Raw genomic sequence first — 21,946 nt, 5'->3', positions numbered from 1 at the left:
CTATCTATTATTTTTTATTTTGCTTAATTAACCGCAGCGCTTCTTTCAATGCTTTTTCGCCATCCATCATGCCATAAATTTCTGGCGCAATTGCAGCGACAGGAATCCCTTGAGGAGCAAATTGTTCTTTTGTTTTTTCTAATAAAAAACGGACTTGTGGTCCTAATAAAATAGCAACAGGCTTCTCTGCTTCAACCACTTCTTGTGCTCTTGCAATAGGAAAAGCAGTAATCATTAAAGGCATTTGATGTTTTTCCACCACTTCCATCATTTTATTCACCATAATACTTGTAGACATCCCTGCATCACAAAAAAGATAAATTTGTTTTTTACTCATGTTCCTTCACTCTCCTCATTTATTCAATTGGTGCTTTGATTCTTTTTTCATAGGCCGCTAACCATTCTTGTGAAATCGGCTGAATCTCTGTGGTATGATTCTTGCCTGGATTTGCAATATAGATTTCTGGTTGCTGCATATCAGTACCAACCGTAAAAGTAAATTCCACATTCGTAGCTACGCCCCAGTCTCCCTGTTTGTTCATGGCCACTAGTGAAAAAGCTCCTGCTTTCCCATAACGTTGGGTCAATTTTTCGTGAAAAGCATAGACCGCTTGATCACATGCTTGTTGTGGCGAGCACCCTTCCCCCATTAAACGGACGATTTCATAAGAAAGACAGCCTTTCATTAAATCTTCACCTAATCCTGTAGCCGCAGCACCACCAATTTCGCTATCAACATAAAAACCAGAACCTGACAGTGGTGAATCGCCGACACGTCCTGCTTTTTTCATAAAGAGTCCCGAACTGGAAGTGCCAGCTGCCATTGATCCTGTTTGGTCTAACGTAATAGCGCCGACAGTATCATGCCCATCATAGGGGTTCAACTGATTTTCCTGAATTTCTTTTAAACGCTTTTGCCACCATTGATTAGCGCGTTCTGTCAACATATTCTTTCTTTCAAAACCGTGCAACATTGAATATTTCGTTGCACCTGCGCCAACACGAAAACTATTAAACTTCTCTTTACTTAATGCTTTAGCCACTGAAATCGGATTTTTAACATCTGTAATTCCTGCCACAGCACCAATTGCAAATGTGTCTCCATCCATATAGGCAGCATCCATTTCTAAAATCCCTTCCTCATTAGGTAAACCGCCGTAGCCCACTGACTTATAAAAAGGATAGTCTTCTACTTCTTTAATTAATTGTTCCACGGCCGTGCCTGCAGCACCTCCTTGTTGTAATTCTTCTGTAGCTTTTAGTAACCCATCATGTGCCATCCGCCATGTCGCAATTGCACCCCAAGTCATTTTCCATCCGCCCTTTCGTTAACGCTTACATTTCTCCACCATTATAAACTAGTATATACTGTTTTGTATATACTGAAAACGAAATTTTATACAGAAAAATAAAAGATACACGTATGCGACCTCTACGAAACACATTGGCTTCTTCTCATACGTGTATCTTCTATTGGTTTTACGCTTCTGTTAATGCAATCATCGCTTGCATATAGATTTCCAGATTAAGCAGTAAATCTTTTTCATCCATATATTCATCTTGGTTATGCGCAATGCCTTTTTGACCAGGAAATGATGGACCAAAAGCAACGATATTCGGCATAAAGCGAGCATACGTAGCACCGGTAGTTGTAACTGGCGTCCCATCTAAGCCAGTAATTTGTTCATAAACCTTGGTTAATTTTTGAACATTGCGCTCATCTTTTGGAAACAGCGTACTAGGGAGGCGGCGGATGACGGTCACTTCACTTTCTGGAAATAGTGCCTTTGTTAGCTGCGTGGTTACTTCGTTTTCTGTAATAGAAACAGGATAACGCACAGCCAATGATAACACCAATTGCTGTCCTCGTTTTTCCAACGCATAGGGCGTTAAAATCAATTGCCCGCTATCCTGATCCTTAAAGTCCAGAGCTACTCCTTCGCCATAGTGCTTTTCATGAAAACTAGCCGTTAACCAGTCGAAATACTGTAATAAATTTCCTTTGACTAACTGTTCCTCGCTAATTTTCTGTGCCAATAAAGTAATCGCGTTCTTGCCTAGTTCTGGCGCATTGGAAGGAGCACGTTTTCCCGTGATTGCCGTTGTTTTTCCCGCAATCACCACACTTAATTGATCAGGCACATGGTCTTTTGCTTGATCACCCATAATCTGACCAATTTGTTCACTTGAATCATCTGGGATGGTCGTTGTGATTTCATAATTAACAATCCCTCGCTCCCCATAAACTACTGGATATTTACAATCTGGAGTAAATCCAAAAACGGGTGCGTTTTCCTTCTCTAAATATAAGGGGATATCTCCACTCCCACTTTCTTCATCCGTGCCAAACATTAAGCGAATGGTTTTCTTTGGTTGGTAACCAAGTTCTTTCAGTAATTTCATTCCATACAGGCAAGCCAAGATAGGACCTTTATTATCTAGAATTCCTCTACCATACAAACGTTGATTTTTTTTCGTTAATTGAAAGGGCGGCACTGACCAACCAGAACCTTCTGGTACTACGTCTAAATGACCAATAATTCCCAGATATTCTTCCGCTGTTCCCCATTGCGCATAGCCAACTGCGTCATTGACAATCTCAGTTTGAAAGCCATAACGCTCTGCAAGTTTCAGCGTTTCTTCCAAGGCTCTTTTCGGTCCTTCGCCAAAAGGTGCCTCTTTTTTAGGCGACCCTTTCACACTTCGAATCGCCATAATTTTGTTTAAGTCTTCATAAAATAAATCTTTTTGAGCGGCTATTTCTTCTTTTATCTTCATTCGTTCCAAGAACCTCCTAGCTCCACTTGGTTGTTTTCAGACGGGCTATAGCGGGTCAGTGTGTTTTTAAACGTGTACCGATCTGCTCGATATAAAGAGACATCATATAAAATGGGGGTTGCATCAAGCGCATAGGTGATAGAGTGGACTTGTAAAAGTGGTTGGCCCACAGGAACATTCAATAATTCTGAAATTTCCGCTTCAACTAAAATTGCTTCAATTTCTTGATGCGAATAAGCAATCTCGACGTTTTTCTCGATTAAGCAGAAAAGAGAGCCCTCGAAGTCTTGCTTCGTATGGCCTTGTACGTATGCCTGTGGCAAATAAATTTTTTCAACTGTCATTGGCTCGCCGTCTAACATTCGGCGGCGAATCAGTTCATAAATTGCCTCATTTTTGCCTACTTGGAGCGCCTCCCGAATTTTCTCAGCGGGATGTACTACTTCTTCAAAGGAAATGACTTCTGTCTGGCTTTTTTTCCCGTAAGCTTTGGCTGCCTCAGTAAAACCTTGTAAGCCAGCGCGGCCACTTTGAATTTTCGCTTGTGACATCACATAACTACCTTTACCATGTCGTTTTACCAAAATATTTTTGCGAATCAAATCATCAATCGCTTTACGAATGGTCAAGCGACTGCAGTTGTATTCTTTAGCTAAATCATACTCTGAAGGTAATTTTTGTGCACTTACATACAGACCATCTCGAATTTTCTTTTCAATTTCTGCAGAAATTTGCTTAAATTTGGGTGCATTTTCTGTCATTTCATCGCCTATCTTTCTTCAAAAAAATAAATTTCCTAGTATATACCACACTGTCTATACTAAATCAATTTTTAAGAAACCGCAATCATTTGTTGCGTTTCTTAAAAATCAAAAAAGAAAGCGAGCCACAAGTCGGTTGGACTTGTGGCTCGCTTTTTTAGGAAAAAAATATGTTATTTCCCTTTCATCCGTTCTTTGCCTTCTTGACACATATAGAGTAGCGGACAGGCTTCACATTTAGGCGCTCTTGCTAGGCAGTGATAACGCCCAAAGAAAATCATGGTATGGTGCGTTTTCACCCAGAGTTCTTTCGGAACTTTACGCATTAAGGTTTGCTCAACTTCAGTAACATTCGCATTTAGCTTACAAATTCTAAGGCGCTTGGACACTCGTTCCACATGTGTATCTACTGCAAAAGCCGGTTCGCCGAAAGCATCTCCCATTACTACATTGGCTGTTTTTCTCCCCACGCCAGGTAAACTGACCAGTTCATCTCTGGTTTGCGGAACTTCTCCATTGAAACGTTCTAAAAGTTGTTGTGCGCACGCTTTAATATTTTTTGCTTTATTGCGATATAAGCCAATGGTTTTTATTTTAGCAATAATCTCCTCCACCGGCGCAGCTGCTAAAGCTTCTGGTGTTGGAAAAGCTGCGAATAAACCAGGAGTCGCTTTATTTACCGATACATCGGTTGCTTGCGCACTTAAAATCACAGCAATTAATAATTCAAAAGGATTCTTATGTTTTAATTCACATTCTGCATTTGGAAACATCTCATACATAATTTCAATAGCTTCCATTGTTTTCTCTTGTGATAGCATGGCCCACCTCCTTTTTATTCACTGTCTTCTGGATTTAACCAATTGTGTAATGTAACCTTTGGTAACGATTCTTGTGCCTGACCTTGTTGTTCAATCTCATTTTGAATCATAGAATCTTTTCGTTTTTTCTGATCAGCAGCCACTTGTTCTTTGGTGGTAATATTTTTACGCTCCCACGCAAGTAAAATACGATCAATATATTTCAAACTATACGCCTGATTTAAAACGGCTTCTCGCAACGCTAACCGGATTAATTCAGGGGAATAATGGTCTGTGTTCAACCACTGACCAATCATTTCTAATTCAATTGGTGAAAGTGGACGTCCGAATTCTTTTTCAAAGCCTTGGTAAAGCTGTTTAATTTCATCTTCGTGGTTTGCGACAACTTGTTTTTCTTTGCTCGTTTGTAAAAATAATTGAATCTTTTGAAAAACAGGCAGTAAATCATACGTATCCATCATTTGACCTTTTTGGTTTTGTTGTGTTTCAATTCGAATAAAACCGCGAGAAACCAATTGATTTAATAACTTATAAATCGTATCTGGCGTTTTACCCATCGTCTCTGCAATCGCCATTAAGTCTGGAAATAAATCGCCTGCATTTTGCGAACGAAAAAGTTGCAGTAAAAAGAGAAATTCATCATCTTTCAAACCAATTTTTTGGTAATGATCAAATAGTAAGTTTGAGATCGTTGTTTCACCAGCTTCTAAATATTCACGAATTGATAACATTGTTGTTGTCCACTTCCCCTTGCTTGTTTCACTTATTGCACATGATAAACATCAAAATAAATAGCTTTCATATAATCAATTAAATAACTAGGATTCAATTCTTCCCCCGTTGCATCATAAATTAATTGATTTGGTTTACGTGAAGCGCCGTACTGATGAATATGTTGTGTTAACCATTTACGGATATCAGAATAATCCTCCGAAGCTAAAATTTCATCAACAGATAATTCTTGTTTCATTGCGTGAAATAGTTGCGCGGCGTACATATAACCCAAGGCATAAGATGGGAAATAACCAAAGCTACCTCCAGACCAATGAACATCTTGAAGGACACCTTCTAAATCATTTCCAGGTGAGACGCCTAAGTACTCTTGGTATTTTTCGTTCCACACTTTTGGCAAATCAGCGACTTCCAAAGAACCATTAAATAACATTTTTTCAATTTCATAACGAATAATGATATGCAAAGGATAGGTGAGACTATCGGAATCAATCCGAATCAAACTTGCTTTCGTTTCTTTTAAAGAAGCATAAAAATCTTCAAAAGTAATATCATCAAAAGTGCCTTCTGCGCATTCTTGGAAAAACGGGTATTGTTTTTGCCAAAAAGCCCGGTTGCTACCAATGATAATTTCATTAAAGAGCGATTGTGATTCGTGAATCCCCATAGAGGCACCTTCGCTTAGTGGCGTAAAGTCAAATTTAGGATCAAAATTTTGTTCGTACATCCCATGACCCGCTTCATGAATCACACCAAATGTTGCCATTGAGAAATTATTTTCTTCCCAGCGCGTAGTAATCCGCGCATCATTTCGATTTAGAGCTGTCATAAATGGATGAACTGTATCATCTAATCGGCCTTTTGAAAAATCATAGCCTAATTGTTCAACCACACCAATCACAAAACGGCGTTGTTGTTCTTTGGTCATTTTTCTAGATAAAAAGTCAGTTCTAGGCGGCGTACCTTTTTCCGTTAAAACGGTCCGAATTTCTTGAATCCCTTGTTTTACTTGGTCGAATACTTGGTCTAGCTTCTCAACCGTCATCCCCGGTTCAAATTGATTTAATAACACATCGTACGGTGTTTTTTCTTCTTTTTGCCAATAAGGAATGAACTCCTTTTGGAACGCAACGACCTTCGTTAAGGTTTCTTCTAACAAGCCGAAATCTTGTGCAGCGCGTGCTTTTAGCCAATCTGTATGTGCTTGGTTTAATACTTTAACATATTCTTGCATACGTTCAGCTGGAACATTTTTATTCAAAGCATATTCTTCTTTTACTTTTTCAAAAACCAGTTTCCCTAATTCAGATAATTCTTCAGGGCGTGTCTCAAAATAGGCCAATGCTTCTTGAATAACTGGGCCAATACTTCGTTCAAAATATAATCCGGTTAAATACCCTTCTACTTCTCCTCGAAAAGGACTACTTTTTTCTGGCATCCCAGTTGATGAATCCCAGTCTAATAATGTCAAGGCATTTTTTAGTAATTGAATTTCTTTCACTTCTTGTAAAAATACAGCTTCCTTCATTTTTTACACCAGCTTTCTTAGTCTTCCCGTGGTTTTCTTGGTGGACGTGTTCCCCAGTATTGGAATAAATCTGTTCGTAAGGCTCCGTTGTAAAGCTTCCGTTTTTTAGTAGCTTTGGCACCATAATATTCTTCAAAAGCAAGATCACTCGTCAGTATATACTTGCTCCAAGTAGTTAACGGACGGAAAACATGGCCCATTTCTTTATACAAACGGCGAACACTTTCCTCTTCTCCTAAACGCTCACCATAAGGCGGGTTAGCTACCATTACACCATATTCCTTCTCGGTTGTAAAATCTTTTAAGGCCAATTGTTTAAAGGTAATTGAATCACCTAAACCAACTTCCTCAGCATTCGCTCGTGCGACTTCAATCATTCGCCCATCAACATCTGAACCACAGATATCTAATTCAACATCGTAGTCTGCCTTTGCCTCGGCTTCGTTACGTACTTTTTCAAAAATTGCTGGATCAACCCAATCCCATGTTTCACAAGTAAAACTACGATTAAAGCCAGGGGCAATGTTATGGCCAATTAATGCTGCTTCAATACAAATCGTTCCAGAACCACAAACTGGATCATAAAAAGGACGATCTTTGCGCCAATTGGTCAACATCACTAAAGCAGCTGCCATGTTTTCCTTAAGAGGTGCGCCCCCCTTTTCAATGCGATAGCCTCGTTTAAATAAACTTGGTCCAGTCGTGTCCAACGTCAACGTCACTTTATCTTTTAGAAGAGCCACTTCTAATTTAAACAAAGCTCCTGTTTCGGTTAAAGGCACCGTCGCTGGACGATGGTAAACTTCTCTTAAACGGTTAACAATGGCTTTTTTGGTGATGGCTTGGCAATCAGGAACACTATACAATTTTGACTTAATTGATTTACCTGCAACTGGAAATTCTGCATCTAAAGGCAAATAATCTTCCCAAGGAAGTGCTTTAACTTTTTCAAATAATTCATCAAAACTATAGGCGTTAAATTCGCCAACGACGATTTTAATCCGATCTGCTGTCCGTAGCCATAAATTGGCAGTAGCAATTGTTTCAACAGTGCCTTCAAAGACGGCCCGGCCATTTTCTACTTCACAGGGAATCCCTAAATCACGCAATTCTTTTCCAACTAATGCTTCTAAGCCACTAGCAGCTGTTGCAACAAGTTTGAATGTTTTTTCTTTCGTCATAAAAACTCCTTCTTGACTCTTTTTTATTGTCTGAAGCTAACAGTCCTGCCGACTACTGCTCCGCTTGTTTTTTGTAATTGTCCGCTTTCTCTGAACTAAACGGTCCTGTCCCGGCCTCTTTAGAACAGACAGCTTACTACTTTTATCTCAGTTTCTTTATTTTAACATTTTTTTATTCTTTTCGTAAAAAAAGCCTTCACAACTACGTTGGAAGGTCTTCCTGAATTACTTGTAATTTTCTATAAGCCATGTTCTGTATCACCAATTCTTCAGGAAAAATTGGTGACGGTCATCATCTATCTGCAGAGTAAACTCTGCCTCTTCTACTCGTTCATTTCCTTTAGAAGAGCGCCCCTACCATTGTTTGGGTTGCTCGCTCGAGGGGTTTACCGCGTTCCACCGATGGAGTTTCCCACATCGCTTCGTCACTGTGGCACTTTCAAGGATACTTTGACATAGTCGAAACCTTAGTCATTTTTCCTGCCGTTACTCTAAAAGAGTACCTTAGCTTATGATTTCGCTAAGCACGAACACTACAAGCATCTCAGCTTGTGCGAGCATGGACTTTCCTCAGCTTGCAAAAGCAAACCGCGATCACCCGAAAATTACAAATCTGTTTAGACGAACAGCAAAAATTTACACACTACAACAAGTGTCCGCTATTCTAACAAATGCTTTCTGTTCCTCGTGAAAACTTGACTTAAATTGTCTTGTTAAAATTGACGTGTTTGTGCATTATCAACATCATGATTCGCTGGTTCTGTAGTCATTGACGGTGCAGAAGGCGTTACAGGTGTTGAAGGTGTTTCATCTAACTTTTTACCAAAAACTTCACGCTCTAAGTTTGATAAACGTTTTAAAATATCAAAGTTGGTCACTGCTGCACTTTTTGGTACTTCTTGAGCAACACGAGGCGTTGGTTGGGCTTTTGATAATTGGTCTAATTTTGCCATTAAGCGGCTGTTTTCTTCTTGCAAGCTTAATAATTCTTTATTATAAGCTTCGTAGTCTTTAATGACATTGTCTAAAAATTCGTCTACTTCAATTGGGTCATACCCGTTCATCATTTTCGTTTTAAATTCTTTTTGTAAAATGTCTTTAGGACTATATACTAAATTTGCCATGTTTACACCTCATTTGTTTATTTACGATAGAAAATTTCATAGTTCCACAAATACTATTGTAACGAAAAATAGCTAGAAAATCAAACAGATTCTCTAATCAATCACCGAGTTTTGTAAATCATCCATTGTAATTAAGCGAATATCATAGGGTTCTCGTTCCGAAAAATGTTGTGCATCCTTTAAAAAATACTCCGTTTTGCCAGGGTACTCTTTGTCATAAATAAGTAAGCTGCCCCCAGAATGTTCCAAAAGAAATTTTGTATGCATTTTTAATTGTGCTGGCGATTGATAGGGCTGGTGACTTACTGAGTTGATATAATCAGCCAAACTTTCCGCTTTCGTTAACAGTTCTCGATTTTGTTCATTCCAATTATTGCCAAAGTCTTTAAATGGATAAAGCAAACCTAGCTGGACTTCTGGATATTCCGTTTTTAATTCCCCAACTACTTCAGCTGTCCAAAGTTCAACACCTAAATTGCCAGAAATCAAAATCCATTCTACTCCCGCTTCAATATAACTGGCTAACTCTTTTTTTAAGACATTTTTAATAACTGTGATTTTCGGGTCTTTTCCTTGAAATATCCCCAATTCAAAGCTGCGATAACCGGTGACATAGAGGGTTTTTATCATTTCCATAAGTCATCCCTTTTCTTTCAGGTCTTTTTTTTGGTATAATACAGGCTAGGAGTGTGATAAACGTGACGTTCCATTATCCTAACGGAATACCTTATAATCATCATGAAGCACAATCACCAAAAAAACAAGTAAAAAAGAAACGCCCCGTTGAATTTGGTAATCGCGGGATGGATTTCGAAGAAGCGATCAATCAAAGCAATCAATATTATCTATTGAATAAGCAAGCAGTCGTTCATAAGAAACCCACTCCTGTTCAAATTGTTAAAGTAGATTATCCCAAACGAAGTGCGGCTGTTATTAAGGAGGCCTACTTTAGACAAGCTTCAACGACTGATTATAACGGTGTATATCAAGGCCGTTACATAGATTTTGAAGCGAAAGAAACGAAAAATACCACGTCCTTTCCCTTTAAAAATTTTCATCAACATCAAATTGATCATATGGAACAATGTATAGCACAACAAGGGATTTGTTTTGTGCTATTATGGTTTTCAAGCTTAAAACGCTGCTTCTTTTTTAGTGGTGAAAATCTAATAACGCATTGGAAAAACCAAACAGTTACTGGAAAAAAATCTATGCCGCTTGCACTCATCGAGAAAGAAGGAATTGAATTATCTTTTGGAATCGCACCGCGAATCCCTTATCTCGACGCAGTGGAACAATATATTCAGACACACTAGATTCATAAAGTTTTGAAAGTATAACAAAGGAGTTGCTATTTATGCCAACCGCAAATTCAGGCTCGCGAGCTGCTAGACATGCATCCAACACCTCATCGAAGTCGAGTTACAAGAAAAAGACACAACCGCCGAAAAAGAAAAAACGGCTTGTTTTAAAAATCTTTCTTGGCTTACTTATCGCTGGGATGGTCGCTTTTTTAGCAGGCGTTGGTCTTTTTTGGTTCTATGCACGACAAGCCCCAAAATTAGAAGATGACAAACTGAATGCGACAGTTTCATCGAAGCTTTACGATATTAATAATGAAATTTTTGAGGATTTAGGCGCAGAAAAGCGTGAATTAATTCAACCAAATGATGTGCCTCAATTATTAAAAGATGCCATTGTTTCTGTCGAGGACCGTCGTTTCTATAAACACATTGGTGTGGATCCGATTCGGATTATCGGTTCTGCCCTTTCAAATGTCAAAAATGGTGGATTACAAGGCGGAAGTACCTTAACCCAACAATTAATTAAATTGTCCTACTTCTCTACAAAAGAATCTGACCAAACCTTGAAACGGAAAGCACAAGAAGCATGGATGGCTGTTCGTTTAGAACGTGAAAAATCAAAAGAAGAAATTTTAACTTACTACATTAACAAAGTCTACATGGCGAATGGTTTCTATGGAATGGAAACAGCGGCTGAAAATTATTATGGTAAACATTTATCTGAACTTGATTTACCACAAACGGCCCTACTGGCAGGAATGCCACAAGCGCCAAACTCATATGATCCCTATACAAAACCAGATACTGCTAAAGAACGCCGGGATGTCGTACTCTACACAATGTACGACAATAAAAAAATCTCGAAAGCAGAGTACGAAAAAGCCAAAGCTACCCCAATCGATGAAGGCTTAGTTCCATTAAAAGCCAGTGATGACAATCGAAAAGTCGTAGATAATTACGTCAAAGAAGTAATCAATGAAGTGAAAGCAAAAACTGGTAAAAATGTTTACACAGACGGACTAGATATCTACACAAACTTAGATATGAATGCCCAAAAACAACTTTACGATATTGTCAACAGTGATCAATACGTTGCGTTTCCAGATGATAAAATGCAAGTGGCTTCAACCGTTATTGATGTTGCCTCTGGACAAGTCCGAGCACAGATCGGTGGTCGTCACATTCCTGATGATGTACAATTAGGAAACAATTTAGCTGTTAACACCCAACGTGATGTTGGTTCAACCGTGAAACCAATCATGGATTATGGTCCCGCAATTGAGAATTTAAATTATTCGACAGGTCGCCTCATGGTGGATAAGCCAACGAAATATCCTGGTACCGACATTGATGTCTTCAACTCTGATTTAACATATCAAGGCGTCATTACTATGCGCCGTGCGATTATGGGTTCTCGTAACACGACCGCGGTCCAGACGTTTGATGAAGTTGGTAAAGAAAACATCATGCCTTTCATTAAAGGACTAGGAATTGACTATAAAAACTTAGAAGCGTCGAATGCCATTTCAAGTAACACAAGCGACGTAGATGGCGATAAATACGGGATTTCCTCATTGAAATTAGCAGCAGCATATGCGGCTTTCGCCAATAACGGGATTTACAACAAACCGTATTACGTAAACAAAGTCGTTTTCAATGATGGAACTAGCGTTGATTATCAACCTGATGGCAAACGTGCGATGAAAGACTCTACCGCCTATATGATGACGGATATGTTAAAAGATGTTTTAAACGGCGGAACAGGATTTAACGGTGCCATTCCAGGCTTAATCCAAGCGGCCAAAACAGGGACTTCTAACTATACTGATGAAGATTTAGCGCGAATGGGCACAACAGAAAAAGGAATTGCCCCGGATAGTACCTTTGTTGGTTATACAACACACTATGCCGTTTCTGTTTGGACTGGATACAATGATCGAAATACACCAATCTATCAAGAATACTATGGAATTGCCTCGGATGTTTATCGTGAAATAATGAGTTACTTGTCTCAAAATGTTTCAAACGATGACTGGGTGCAGCCAGACAGTGTTGTGCGGGTAGGTAATGAATTATACGTGAAAGATGCCTATGAGGTACCAAATGTACAAGTTTTACCAAGTACTACCTCTTCAGCACCACAGCCGGAATCTAGCAGTACGGTGGAATCCTCTTCCACAAAAGAAGCGGAAAGTTCATCAAGTTCTAGTTCAGAAAGTGCGCCTTCTTCCTCTGAAGCGCCACCATCAACCGAACAACCGGCAAGCTCTTCCTCAGCAGAGCAACCGGCAACATCGGAACAACCACCTGAACCATCAAGTTCTAGTTCACAAGAACCACCGCAACCACCTGAAAGTAGTTCTAAACCAGACGAAAATAAAGCAGCATAAAAAGTACGGGGCTCATCATGAGCCCCGTACTTTTTTAGATTAAAAATGGACGAAGTGAACTGAATCACTTCGTCCATTTTTACTTATTTACTTTCTTTATTTGCCAAAGCTGCACCAACGAATCCTTTGATTAAGCGTTGTGGGCGATTTGGACGAGAAATTAATTCTGGGTGGAATTGACAAGCCACAAAGAATTGTTTTTCAGGAATTTCAACAATTTCAACTAAACGATTATCTGGTGAAACTCCAGAGAAGACTAAGCCATTTTCTTCAAATAATTGACGGTATTTGTTGTTAAATTCATAACGATGACGGTGACGTTCTTGTACAACATCTTCATTTCCGTATGCTGCCGCAGTTTTCGTTCCTTTTTTCAATTTACATGGATATAAACCTAAACGTAGTGTACCACCTAAATTCTCGATGTTTTCTTGATCTGCCATTAAATCAATAATGTTATTTGTCACGTCAGGATTAGTTTCTGCAGAACCAGCATCTTCTAAGCCCACAACGTTACGACCAAATTCTACACAGGCCATTTGCATACCTAAGCAAATGCCAAGGAATGGTACGTCATTTTCGCGAGCAAAACGAATCGCTTCAATTTTTCCTTCAATTCCACGATCACCAAAACCACCAGGAACCAAAATACCATCTGCTGAACCAATTCTTTCAGCGACATTTTCAGCAGTTAATTCTTGTGAATCAACCCAATCAATTTCGATATCTGAATCAAAATCAAACCCAGCATGTTTTAATGCTTCTACAACAGAAATATAGGCATCTGGTAATTCAACATATTTACCAACCAGCGCAATTTTTGTTTTCTTTTTCAAGTTAAGAACTTTTTCTTCTAATGCACGCCACTCAGTCATGTCTGCAGCCGGTGCGTCCAATTTTAAATGATCACAAACAATTTGATCCATGTTTTGTGCTTGAAGTGCTAATGGAATGGAGTACAATGTTTCAACATCACGAGATTCAATTACCGCTTCTGGATTAACATCACAGAATTGTGCTAATTTGTTTTTAGTGTTTTGAGAAACAGGTAATTCTGTACGGACCACTAAAATATTTGGTTGAATCCCTAAACTTCTTAATTCTTTGACACTATGTTGTGTTGGTTTAGTTTTCATTTCACCAGCCGCTTTTAAGTAAGGAATCAAGGTTGTATGGATGTACATTACGTTGTCACTACCCATATCAGCTTTCATTTGACGCAATGCTTCTAGGAAAGGTAATGATTCGATGTCGCCGACAGTACCACCTACTTCTGTGATAATCACATCGGCATCCGTCATTTTCGCTGCACGCATGATTTTTTCTTTGATTTCATTGGTAATGTGTGGAATAACTTGCACTGTTGCACCTAAGTATTCCCCTTTACGTTCTTTACGTAAGACTTCTGAATAAATTTTTCCAGTGGTTACGTTTGAGTATTTATTTAAGTTAATATCAATAAAACGTTCATAGTGACCTAAGTCCAAGTCTGTTTCGGCACCATCATCTGTGACAAAAACCTCTCCATGTTGGTAAGGACTCATTGTCCCCGGATCCACATTAATATATGGATCGAATTTTTGAATCGTTACTTTTAATCCACGATTTTTTAATAATCGTCCTAAAGATGCTGCGACAATCCCTTTTCCGATAGAAGAAACCACGCCACCTGTAACAAAGATGTATTTTGTCATAATAGTTAAAAACCCTTTCTTTGATAATATTTTGTAGAGAGAAGTAAAACAACTTTGAAACTCTTACGTTTCTCCAAATAAAAAAGAAACAAAAATAGAAAAGCTCCCTATCCATTACGAATAGGGAGCTTGTAAGTTCGTTCAAACTTCTGACCTTCTTAAAGGTGCCCAAGTAGTATAATACAAGCAAACGGACATCAGGTCAAGTACTTCTATTCAAGAAAATAATTTTTTCTATTTTCTCATTTTTCTTAAGCATTCAACTAAAAAGCTTGACTCCTTCTTAGGAATCAAGCTTTTTGGTTTCTTACTCTTCAGAATATTCGTCATCAAAATCGTCTTCATCTTCAACATCATCGTCATCAATGATTGTTAAATCTTCTTCGATTTGTGGAATGTCTTCTTCATCATCGTCTGAATCTGCACCAATCTCTTGTAAGTCAGAGTTGTATGCTTTGATTTCTTCATCTTCATCTTCTTCATCATCGTACAAGATGTCTTCTTCATCATCATTTGTTAATTCAGCATCTTCTGGATCGTCATCGTTATAGTCAATTACATCTTCATCGTTTGGATTAGTGATGAAGGCATTTACTTTTTTACGTTTTCTACGACGTGGTGCATCTTCTTCGTCTTCTTCCAAGCCATGTGTAACTTCTTCATCGATTGAATCGATTGGATACCATGAACGTAAGCCCCAACGATTGTCTCCCAATGAGATAAAGCTACCGTCGATGTTTAAATCTGTATAAAATTGTGCTAATTGGTCACGAATTTCACTATCAGACTTGCCAAGATAATTTTGGATTTGGTTAACTAAATCAGAAAAATCCATTACATCTGCATGTTGTTCTAAAATAGCGTGTGCTACTTCAATCATGGATAATTCTTTTTTGTTTAACCCTTCAAATACATTAATTTCCAAGAGGTACACGTCCTTTCACAGTCTACTCCTTATCATACAAAAACATTGAAAAAAAATCAATTCTATTCTGCAATATTTATGCAGTAAATTCTAATTCTAAATGATATTCTCCGATTCGCTCTGTTTGAGAGTATAAATCATAATCAACTAAAATCTTACCAGACATTGGTTGGTCTTTTAAACTAACACGCAAATTATGGGTAAACGTACTAATCTGCAGCAAGCCATAAGGGGTTCGATAACTTGTATCTAATTTTTCCTGATAGCCAAATCTTAAACGCATCCGTAATTCGCCGGCACGAATCAGCTGAACATGCCCGTCTGGTTCAATTTTAATGGTTACGGGGGTTGGTTCTGTATCCTCTAATAATTCTTCTTTGTAACGAATGTATAATGTATCACCCATTTTTACTAATTGACCTTCTAAGTCAAAGAAAAAATCTTTTTGTTCGTTGCCTTGTTGGACAATCGTTTTTAGTTGAATCGATACAGGAACGCCTGTTGATAAATCCATAATGGTCACTCCTTTTCCAAAATATAACTTTCTTATTGTTGACTTTTTCAATGTATTTGTCAACTAAAGTCAATTTTTCCTTGCTTATGTACCTTTTCTTATTGTATAAACTCTTTTCACGGGTTGCAAGCATTTGTTTCATCTATTTAATAAGAAAACCGTTTACTATTTTAGAGAATTCCTTCAGAATTCGTTTATATAACATGCTTTTTTGCGTTTTTTGTATATAATATAAGAGAGAGTAAGAAAATAAACGTATTAAATGACGTAATTATAAATAGACAGGACGTTTTTTATGAGCACAACTTTTCCCCTTCACACTGAATCCTTTATGCTCCTTGATTCAGGTTGTTTAACAAACAGTGACTATTTTTTACCTTTTGCCTTGACCGATGTTTTAACCACTTTTTCAGGAATGCAGCACCAACCAATCATTCATTTCTGGCAATTGGATCAAGCAATGATTCTTGGCATGAAAGATACCCGTGTACCACATCTAAAAGAAGGCATCGCTTCTCTTCAAGAAAACGATTATTCTGTAGTCGTTCGCAATGCCGGCGGTTTAGGGGTGATTGCCGATTCGGGTATTTTAAATGTTTCACTTATTTTACCAAATAATTCTAAACACAAATTAAGTATCGATGCGGCTTATGAATTAATGTGGGCTTGGCTCCGTCAGAGTTTTCCAGAGAAAGAGATTGACGCCTTTGAAATTACTACATCCTATTGTCCTGGTACTTATGATTTAAGTATTGGCGGTCAAAAGTTTGCTGGGATTGCCCAACGACGCGTCAAAGACGGTATTGCTGTCATGATTTACATCAGCGTTAACGGCAATCAATTTGCTCGTGGAGAAGTGGTTCGAGACTTTTACCTTGCTGGCTTACAAGAACAATTTGGTGAAAATGGCTATCCACCCGTTGATCCAGCAGTGATGGCAAATTTAGAAACGCTGATTGAGACTCCATTAACAATAGACGTCGTAAAAACCCGTTTAATCGAAGCATTACCTCAACAATTTGAAAAATCTATTGATCCAAACTTAACCGAACCAATTATAACCTCAGAATGGTTCCAAACAAATTTAACTGTCCAGCTGGAAAAAATGGCGCAACGAAACGCCTTAATTAAAGGAGAGATCGTATGACGATTCCGTATAAAGAACAACGATTACCAATCGAAAAAGTTTTTCGTGATCCCGTCCATAATTATATTCATGTCCAACATCAAGTGATTTTAGACCTTATTAATTCTGCTGAAGTGCAACGATTACGTCGCATTAAGCAACTAGGTACTTCTTCTTTTACGTTTCACGGTGCCGAACATAGTCGTTTTTCCCATTCTTTGGGTGTTTACGAAATTACACGTCGGATTTGTGAGATTTTCCAACGTAACTACTCTGTGGAACGATTAGGTGAAAACGGCTGGAATGACGACGAGCGCCTGATTACACTTTGCGCAGCTTTATTACATGATGTCGGTCATGGTCCTTATTCACATACATTCGAGCATATTTTTGATACAAACCATGAAGCAATCACGGTCCAAATCATCACCTCACCAGAAACGGAAGTCTATCAAATTTTAAATCGTGTTTCGGCAGATTTTCCTGAAAAAGTCGCCAGCGTTATTACTAAACAATACCCAAATCCTCAAGTGGTGCAAATGATTTCTAGTCAAATTGATGCCGATCGCATGGACTATCTGTTACGTGATGCTTACTTTACAGGGACGGAATACGGAACCTTCGATTTAACTAGAATCTTACGTGTGATTCGACCATACAAAGGAGGCATTGCCTTTGCTATGAATGGGATGCATGCGGTGGAAGACTATATCGTTAGTCGTTACCAAATGTATGTCCAAGTCTATTTCCACCCTGTTTCTCGAGGGATGGAAGTGATTCTTGATCATTTATTGCATCGGGCGAAAGAATTATTTGAAAACCCTGAATTTGACTATGATTTACAAGCCTCTCTGCTTGTACCATTCTTTAAAGGGGACTTCACCTTACAAGAATATTTAAAATTAGATGATGGCGTCCTCTCTACGTACTTTACACAATGGATGGATGTGCCTGATTCAATTCTAGGTGATTTAGCCAAACGTTTCCTTATGCGTAAGCCTCTGAAGTCAGCCACCTTTACGAACGAAAAAGAGAGCGCAGCAACGATTGCTTATTTAAGGGAATTGATTGAAAAAGTTGGTTTCAACCCTAAATATTATACTGCCATTAATTCAAGCTATGATTTACCTTACGATTTTTATCGTCCAAATAAAGACCGTCATCGTACACAAATTGAATTGATGCAAAAAGATGGCTCATTAGTGGAATTGGCAACGGTCAGTCCCCTAGTTGCAGCACTTGCTGGTCAAAGTCAAGGAGATGAACGTTTCTATTTCCCTAAAGAAATGCTTGACCAAGGAAATAAAAAACATTACGATTTATTTGATGAGACGTATCGTGAGTTTTCAAGTTACATCCATAATGGTGCGTTAGTTTTAAAAAAATAGGTTTTCTAGGAGGATTCTATGTCAATTAAGTTAGTTGCTATTGATATCGACGGAACATTGCTAAATTCACAACACAAGATTACCCCACGGGTCAAAGAAGCACTCCAAAAAGCAAATGAGCAAGGCGTTCGTATTGTTTTATGTACAGGCCGTCCTTTGCCAGGCGTGAAAGAACAATTGGATGAATTAGCCTTATATGGTGAAAATGATTTCGTGATTACCTACAACGGTTCGCTTGTCCAAGCAACCAAAGATAATACGATTATTTCACGCTATACCTTGAGTTATGAGGATTTTTTAGAAATTGAAATGTATTCTCGTAAAGTCGGCGCTCACTTGCATACAATTGATGATTCCGCTATTTACACTGCCAATCGCAATATTGGTAAATATACGATTCACGAAGCATCTTTAGTGAACATGCCTTTGAAATATCGTACGGTGGATGAAATGACACCAGAGATGAACATTATTAAAATGATGATGATTGATGAGCCGGAAGTTTTAGATCCTGCCATTGCAAAATTACCATTACATTTTACCGAAAAATATACGACTGTTAAAAGTACGCCTTTTTACTATGAAATCATGAATAAAAATGCTAGCAAAGGCAATGCTCTAGCAAAATTGGCAGACCATTTAGGCTTAAATAAAGACGAAGTGATGGCCATTGGTGACAATGAAAATGACTTATCCATGATTGATTACGCTGGGATTGGTGTTGCGATGGGCAATGCGACAGAAAATGTTAAAACAATTGCCGATGTGCATACCACTAGTAATGACGAAGATGGTGTCGCTCAAATTATTGAAAAAATGGTTTTAATTTAAACATTCTTTTCAATAACAATAACCCTCAATCTAATCAACATAGATTGAGGGTTATTCGTTATTTTATGATGCTGCCGCTAGCCATTTTTCAACGGCCCAGCGGTGGCTTCCTCTTTTTAATAAACGGACTGCTTCTTCTGGTGCAACCCAGTGTAAAGTATTGGTCCTTTCTAAGGGTTCGCTAAGTTGCCGCCAAGTATTCGCTACATAAAAATATCCAGGATTATAATAGGCCGTTTGGCGATGATTCGAATAAAAATATTCATCGGCTTCCCCTAAATAACGGCCAATTTCTACACTAATTCCTAATTCTTCTAGCACTTCTCGATGGATTGCTTCTTCTTTCGTTTCGGTGCCTTCAATTTCGCCTCCTGGTAAAAAATAAGCTCCATTTGGCGCTTGTACCAGAACCATTGTGTTATTTTCTGGCTTTGAAACAATAATGTATGCAGCATATCTTGTTTGATAGGTCAATGTCTCTTCTCTTTTTCCAAACGTTGGCGTTTTCATTGGCGCACCTCTTCTCTTTTCATCTATTTTACCTGAGAAATTCCTTTAGAACAAGTCAGAAACCAAGCGTTTTTCTCTACATTTCACGTTTATCTATGCTACTATTAACGTTGGAAATATAATTAAGTTTGAAAGGGAGTTTTTAACTATGAAAATGGCTCATACATGTGTGCGTGTAAAAGATTTAGAGGCATCATTAGATTTCTATCAAAAAGCCTTCAATTTTGAAGAAAGTCGCCGTCGTGATTTTCCAGAAAATAAATTTACTTTGGTTTATTTAACTTTACCAGGAGACGACTACGAACTAGAACTAACTTATAATTATGATCATGAAGCATACGATTTAGGAAACGGTTATGGTCATATCGCCATCAGTACAGATGATTTAGAAGGATTACACGAAAAACATCAAGCGGCTGGCTTAACTGTCACTGACTTAAAAGGCTTACCTGGAACTGCACCATCTTATTACTTTGTTGTCGACCCAGATGGGTATAAAATCGAAGTCATTCGTGAACGTTAAAAAGTTTCACTTGTTCACTTACTGAGTTTTTTGTGTTTGAGAGCTGTCCGAGACAAAACTTGTCTCGACTTCTTCTCAAACACTTTTTTCAAAAAAAGTGCTACAATAGAACGTATGAATTTATTGAGGATGTGATGTTATTATGACAAAAAAAATTATTGGAATCGCTGGCAATCAACTTTTGCAGGCAGCTGAAGTGTTTCACGGTAACCAAGTGACTTACACCCCACAAGGTTTTGTTAGCGCTGTTCAAGCCGCAGGTGGCGTTCCTCTCGTTTTGCCAATTGGCCCCAAAGAATTAGCCGCTACGTATATACAACAAATTGATAAACTACTTTTAGCAGGCGGTCAAGATGTTGCCCCTGAATTTTACGGACAAGAACCCCATATAAAATTAGAAGAAACGAATCGTGATCGTGACGAGTTTGAGTTAGCCCTAATTGAAGAAGCCTTAAAACAAAACAAACCTATTTTTGCGGTTTGCCGTGGAATGCAATTAGTCAATGTTGCTTTAGGTGGCACATTATATCAAGATTTATCGATGTATCCTCAATGGTCAGTTAAACACGGACAACAACCCACTCAACCAATCTTTGCGACGCATCGTATTGATGTTGAACCAGACAGTCAATTATCAAACATATATGGTACAACTGGTCAAGTCAACTCGTACCATCACCAAGCACTACATACTTTAGGAAAAGATTTACGCGTTACTGCTTGGTCCTCTGATGGCCTTGCAGAAGCAGTGGAATCAACAAATGAACAGCAGCCTTTATTAGCTGTTCAATGGCATCCTGAACTAATGTACGCACGTGATGCCAAATCCCAAGCACTCTTTAACTACTTTGTTCAAAAATTATAGTAAAAACGGAGGGACGTCTTTTGCCCCTCCGTTTTTGCTTGCTATCATACTTAAAAATCAAAATTATCTGGATCTGCACCAAAACGATGATCCTTATTTAACTGATTAATTGCGGTTATTTCTTCTGGTGTTAATTCAAAATCAAAGACAGCAAAATTTTCCTGAATTCTTTTTTCGTGAACAGATTTGGGAATCACGATAATATCATTTTGTAAGTGCCAACGAATAATCACTTGGGCCGCTGATTTACCATATTTTTCACCAATTTTCACTAGTACTGGCTCAGACAATAAATTACCTTGTCCTAGAGGAGACCAAGCCTCCACGGCAATCTTATTTTCGGCTAAATATTTTCGTAGCGGTTCTTGTGTTAACGTAGGATGTAATTCAATTTGATCCACCATTGGCACAACATTTGCTTCTGTTAATAAATCTTCCAAATGATGTTGATGAAAATTGGAAACGCCAATTGCTTTGGCACGACCACTTGCGTAAATTTCTTCTAATGCTTTCCATGATTCTTTATATTTACCAGCAACAGGCCAGTGAATTAAATATAAATCAACATAGTCTAACCCTAATTTTTCTAAGCTTTTATCAAACGCTTTAATCGCATTTTCATAGCCTTGATCTTCATTCCATAATTTCGTCGTCACGAAAATTTCTTCGCGGGGAATACCCGATTGACGAATGCCTTCGCCCACCCCTACTTCGTTTTTATAAACGGCTGCCGTATCAATCAAGCGATAACCCGCTTCTAAAGCCCATTTTACTGAATTTGTTGCTTCTGAGCCATCTTCTACACGCCAAACGCCTAAACCTAGGCGTGGCATTTCATTGCCATTTGCTAATTTTTTTGTTTTATCCAAAGTCATGTGTTTCTTCAGTCCCTTCATTTTCATTACTTTTAGTATACTACGCATTCTTCTTTCACGAAACAATCACGACTTG

At 38.4% G+C, this 21,946-nt stretch carries 22 protein-coding genes and 1 other RNA gene; 7 read left to right on the top strand and 16 right to left on the bottom strand.

From position 1 onward, the window contains the following. Positions 1–7 precede the first annotated feature (7 nt). The 11 genes from IGJ52_RS05045 to IGJ52_RS04995 all read right to left on the bottom strand — a co-directional run bounded on the left by IGJ52_RS05045 (position 8) and on the right by IGJ52_RS04995 (position 9,561). Complete coding sequence (locus IGJ52_RS05045) at positions 8–337, bottom strand: PTS sugar transporter subunit IIB (protein ID WP_002357981.1); 330 nt, start codon at positions 335–337, stop codon at positions 8–10. Between the two features lie 19 nt (positions 338–356). After that, complete coding sequence (locus IGJ52_RS05040) at positions 357–1,310, bottom strand: N(4)-(beta-N-acetylglucosaminyl)-L-asparaginase (protein ID WP_002380170.1); 954 nt, start codon at positions 1,308–1,310, stop codon at positions 357–359. A gap of 169 nt (positions 1,311–1,479) precedes the next feature. Then, positions 1,480–2,778: a Sapep family Mn(2+)-dependent dipeptidase gene (locus IGJ52_RS05035; RefSeq protein WP_002390091.1), complete on the bottom strand. Its 1,299-nt coding sequence runs from the start codon at positions 2,776–2,778 to the stop codon at positions 1,480–1,482. Further along, the gene (locus IGJ52_RS05030; protein WP_002357984.1) at positions 2,775–3,539 is read right to left on the bottom strand and encodes a GntR family transcriptional regulator, LSA1692 subfamily; all 765 of its coding nucleotides are present in this window, start codon (positions 3,537–3,539) and stop codon (positions 2,775–2,777) included. Before IGJ52_RS05030 ends, IGJ52_RS05035 begins: the two co-directional genes overlap by 4 nt. 173 nt (positions 3,540–3,712) lie before the next feature. Then, positions 3,713–4,360, bottom strand: coding sequence for an endonuclease III (gene nth, locus IGJ52_RS05025; RefSeq protein WP_002384704.1), 648 nt, complete (start codon positions 4,358–4,360; stop codon positions 3,713–3,715). A 14-nt stretch (positions 4,361–4,374) separates the two neighbouring features. Then, positions 4,375–5,091, bottom strand: coding sequence for a DnaD domain protein (locus IGJ52_RS05020; protein WP_002382137.1), 717 nt, complete (start codon positions 5,089–5,091; stop codon positions 4,375–4,377). A gap of 32 nt (positions 5,092–5,123) precedes the next feature. Continuing rightward, positions 5,124–6,620, bottom strand: coding sequence for a carboxypeptidase M32 (locus IGJ52_RS05015; protein WP_219259576.1), 1,497 nt, complete (start codon positions 6,618–6,620; stop codon positions 5,124–5,126). A 17-nt stretch (positions 6,621–6,637) separates the two neighbouring features. Next, positions 6,638–7,801 carry a THUMP domain-containing class I SAM-dependent RNA methyltransferase gene (locus IGJ52_RS05010; RefSeq protein WP_002357989.1) on the bottom strand — a complete coding sequence of 388 codons (1,164 nt, stop codon included), beginning with the start codon at positions 7,799–7,801 and terminating at the stop codon, positions 6,638–6,640. A gap of 237 nt (positions 7,802–8,038) precedes the next feature. Continuing rightward, positions 8,039–8,407, bottom strand: an RNA gene (rnpB, locus tag IGJ52_RS05005) — RNase P RNA component class B. A gap of 107 nt (positions 8,408–8,514) precedes the next feature. After that, entirely contained in the window at positions 8,515–8,925 is a 411-nt protein-coding gene (gene gpsB / locus IGJ52_RS05000) for a cell division regulator GpsB (protein WP_002382134.1), read from the bottom strand. 93 nt (positions 8,926–9,018) lie between these two features. After that, a complete protein-coding gene (locus tag IGJ52_RS04995; protein WP_002360568.1) occupies positions 9,019–9,561 on the bottom strand; it encodes a DUF1273 domain-containing protein in 543 nt (180 codons plus the stop codon). A gap of 62 nt (positions 9,562–9,623) precedes the next feature. Between IGJ52_RS04995 and recU the strand changes: the two genes are divergently transcribed. Together recU and IGJ52_RS04985 are read left to right on the top strand one after the other, a co-directional pair. Beyond that, a complete protein-coding gene (gene recU, locus IGJ52_RS04990) occupies positions 9,624–10,241 on the top strand; it encodes a Holliday junction resolvase RecU (RefSeq protein WP_010816424.1) in 618 nt (205 codons plus the stop codon). Positions 10,242–10,282: 41 nt separating this feature from the next. Beyond that, a complete protein-coding gene (locus tag IGJ52_RS04985) occupies positions 10,283–12,619 on the top strand; it encodes a PBP1A family penicillin-binding protein (RefSeq protein ID WP_002360569.1) in 2,337 nt (778 codons plus the stop codon). 83 nt (positions 12,620–12,702) lie between these two features. On the opposite strand, the gene IGJ52_RS04980 is transcribed toward IGJ52_RS04985, so the two are convergent. From IGJ52_RS04980 to IGJ52_RS04970, 3 genes are all read right to left on the bottom strand, one after another. Further along, positions 12,703–14,313 (bottom strand): CTP synthase, encoded by a 1,611-nt coding sequence (locus tag IGJ52_RS04980; protein WP_002357995.1) that lies wholly within the window; start codon positions 14,311–14,313, stop codon positions 12,703–12,705. A gap of 307 nt (positions 14,314–14,620) precedes the next feature. Next, positions 14,621–15,238: a DNA-directed RNA polymerase subunit delta gene (gene rpoE, locus IGJ52_RS04975; protein WP_002357996.1), complete on the bottom strand. Its 618-nt coding sequence runs from the start codon at positions 15,236–15,238 to the stop codon at positions 14,621–14,623. Positions 15,239–15,314: 76 nt separating this feature from the next. Continuing rightward, positions 15,315–15,752, bottom strand: a complete 438-nt coding sequence (locus IGJ52_RS04970) for a DUF1934 domain-containing protein (protein WP_002382132.1) — start codon at positions 15,750–15,752, stop codon at positions 15,315–15,317. A 331-nt stretch (positions 15,753–16,083) separates the two neighbouring features. Between IGJ52_RS04970 and IGJ52_RS04965 the strand changes: the two genes are divergently transcribed. The 3 genes from IGJ52_RS04965 to yidA are packed head-to-tail and all read left to right on the top strand — an operon-like array spanning position 16,084 to position 19,097. Next, positions 16,084–16,899, top strand: coding sequence for a lipoate--protein ligase family protein (locus tag IGJ52_RS04965; protein ID WP_438792179.1), 816 nt, complete (start codon positions 16,084–16,086; stop codon positions 16,897–16,899). Then, on the top strand, positions 16,896–18,266 hold the full coding sequence (locus IGJ52_RS04960) for a dNTPase (RefSeq protein ID WP_002357999.1): 1,371 nt from the start codon (positions 16,896–16,898) through the stop codon (positions 18,264–18,266). The genes IGJ52_RS04965 and IGJ52_RS04960 overlap by 4 nt, the downstream gene beginning before the upstream one ends. Positions 18,267–18,284: 18 nt before the next feature. Continuing rightward, a complete protein-coding gene (gene yidA / locus IGJ52_RS04955) occupies positions 18,285–19,097 on the top strand; it encodes a sugar-phosphatase (protein ID WP_002377829.1) in 813 nt (270 codons plus the stop codon). A gap of 63 nt (positions 19,098–19,160) precedes the next feature. On the opposite strand, the gene IGJ52_RS04950 is transcribed toward yidA, so the two are convergent. After that, positions 19,161–19,607: an NUDIX hydrolase gene (locus IGJ52_RS04950; RefSeq protein ID WP_002363716.1), complete on the bottom strand. Its 447-nt coding sequence runs from the start codon at positions 19,605–19,607 to the stop codon at positions 19,161–19,163. Positions 19,608–19,755: 148 nt separating this feature from the next. Here IGJ52_RS04950 and gloA point away from each other — a divergent pair, with 148 nt between their 5' ends. Then, positions 19,756–20,130, top strand: a complete 375-nt coding sequence (gloA, locus tag IGJ52_RS04945; RefSeq protein WP_002358003.1) for a lactoylglutathione lyase — start codon at positions 19,756–19,758, stop codon at positions 20,128–20,130. Positions 20,131–20,272: 142 nt separating this feature from the next. Continuing rightward, positions 20,273–20,995, top strand: a complete 723-nt coding sequence (locus IGJ52_RS04940; RefSeq protein ID WP_002358005.1) for a gamma-glutamyl-gamma-aminobutyrate hydrolase family protein — start codon at positions 20,273–20,275, stop codon at positions 20,993–20,995. A 50-nt stretch (positions 20,996–21,045) separates the two neighbouring features. On the opposite strand, the gene IGJ52_RS04935 is transcribed toward IGJ52_RS04940, so the two are convergent. Continuing rightward, positions 21,046–21,918 carry an aldo/keto reductase gene (locus IGJ52_RS04935; protein WP_002393437.1) on the bottom strand — a complete coding sequence of 291 codons (873 nt, stop codon included), beginning with the start codon at positions 21,916–21,918 and terminating at the stop codon, positions 21,046–21,048. Positions 21,919–21,946 lie beyond the last annotated feature (28 nt).

Source organism: Enterococcus sp. DIV1758, assembly GCF_051711985.1.
GTDB classification, from domain to species: Bacteria; Bacillota; Bacilli; order Lactobacillales; family Enterococcaceae; genus Enterococcus; species Enterococcus faecalis.
The sequence above is the reverse complement of the archived record's forward strand: the minus strand, read 5'-3'. Positions and strand labels throughout refer to the sequence as shown.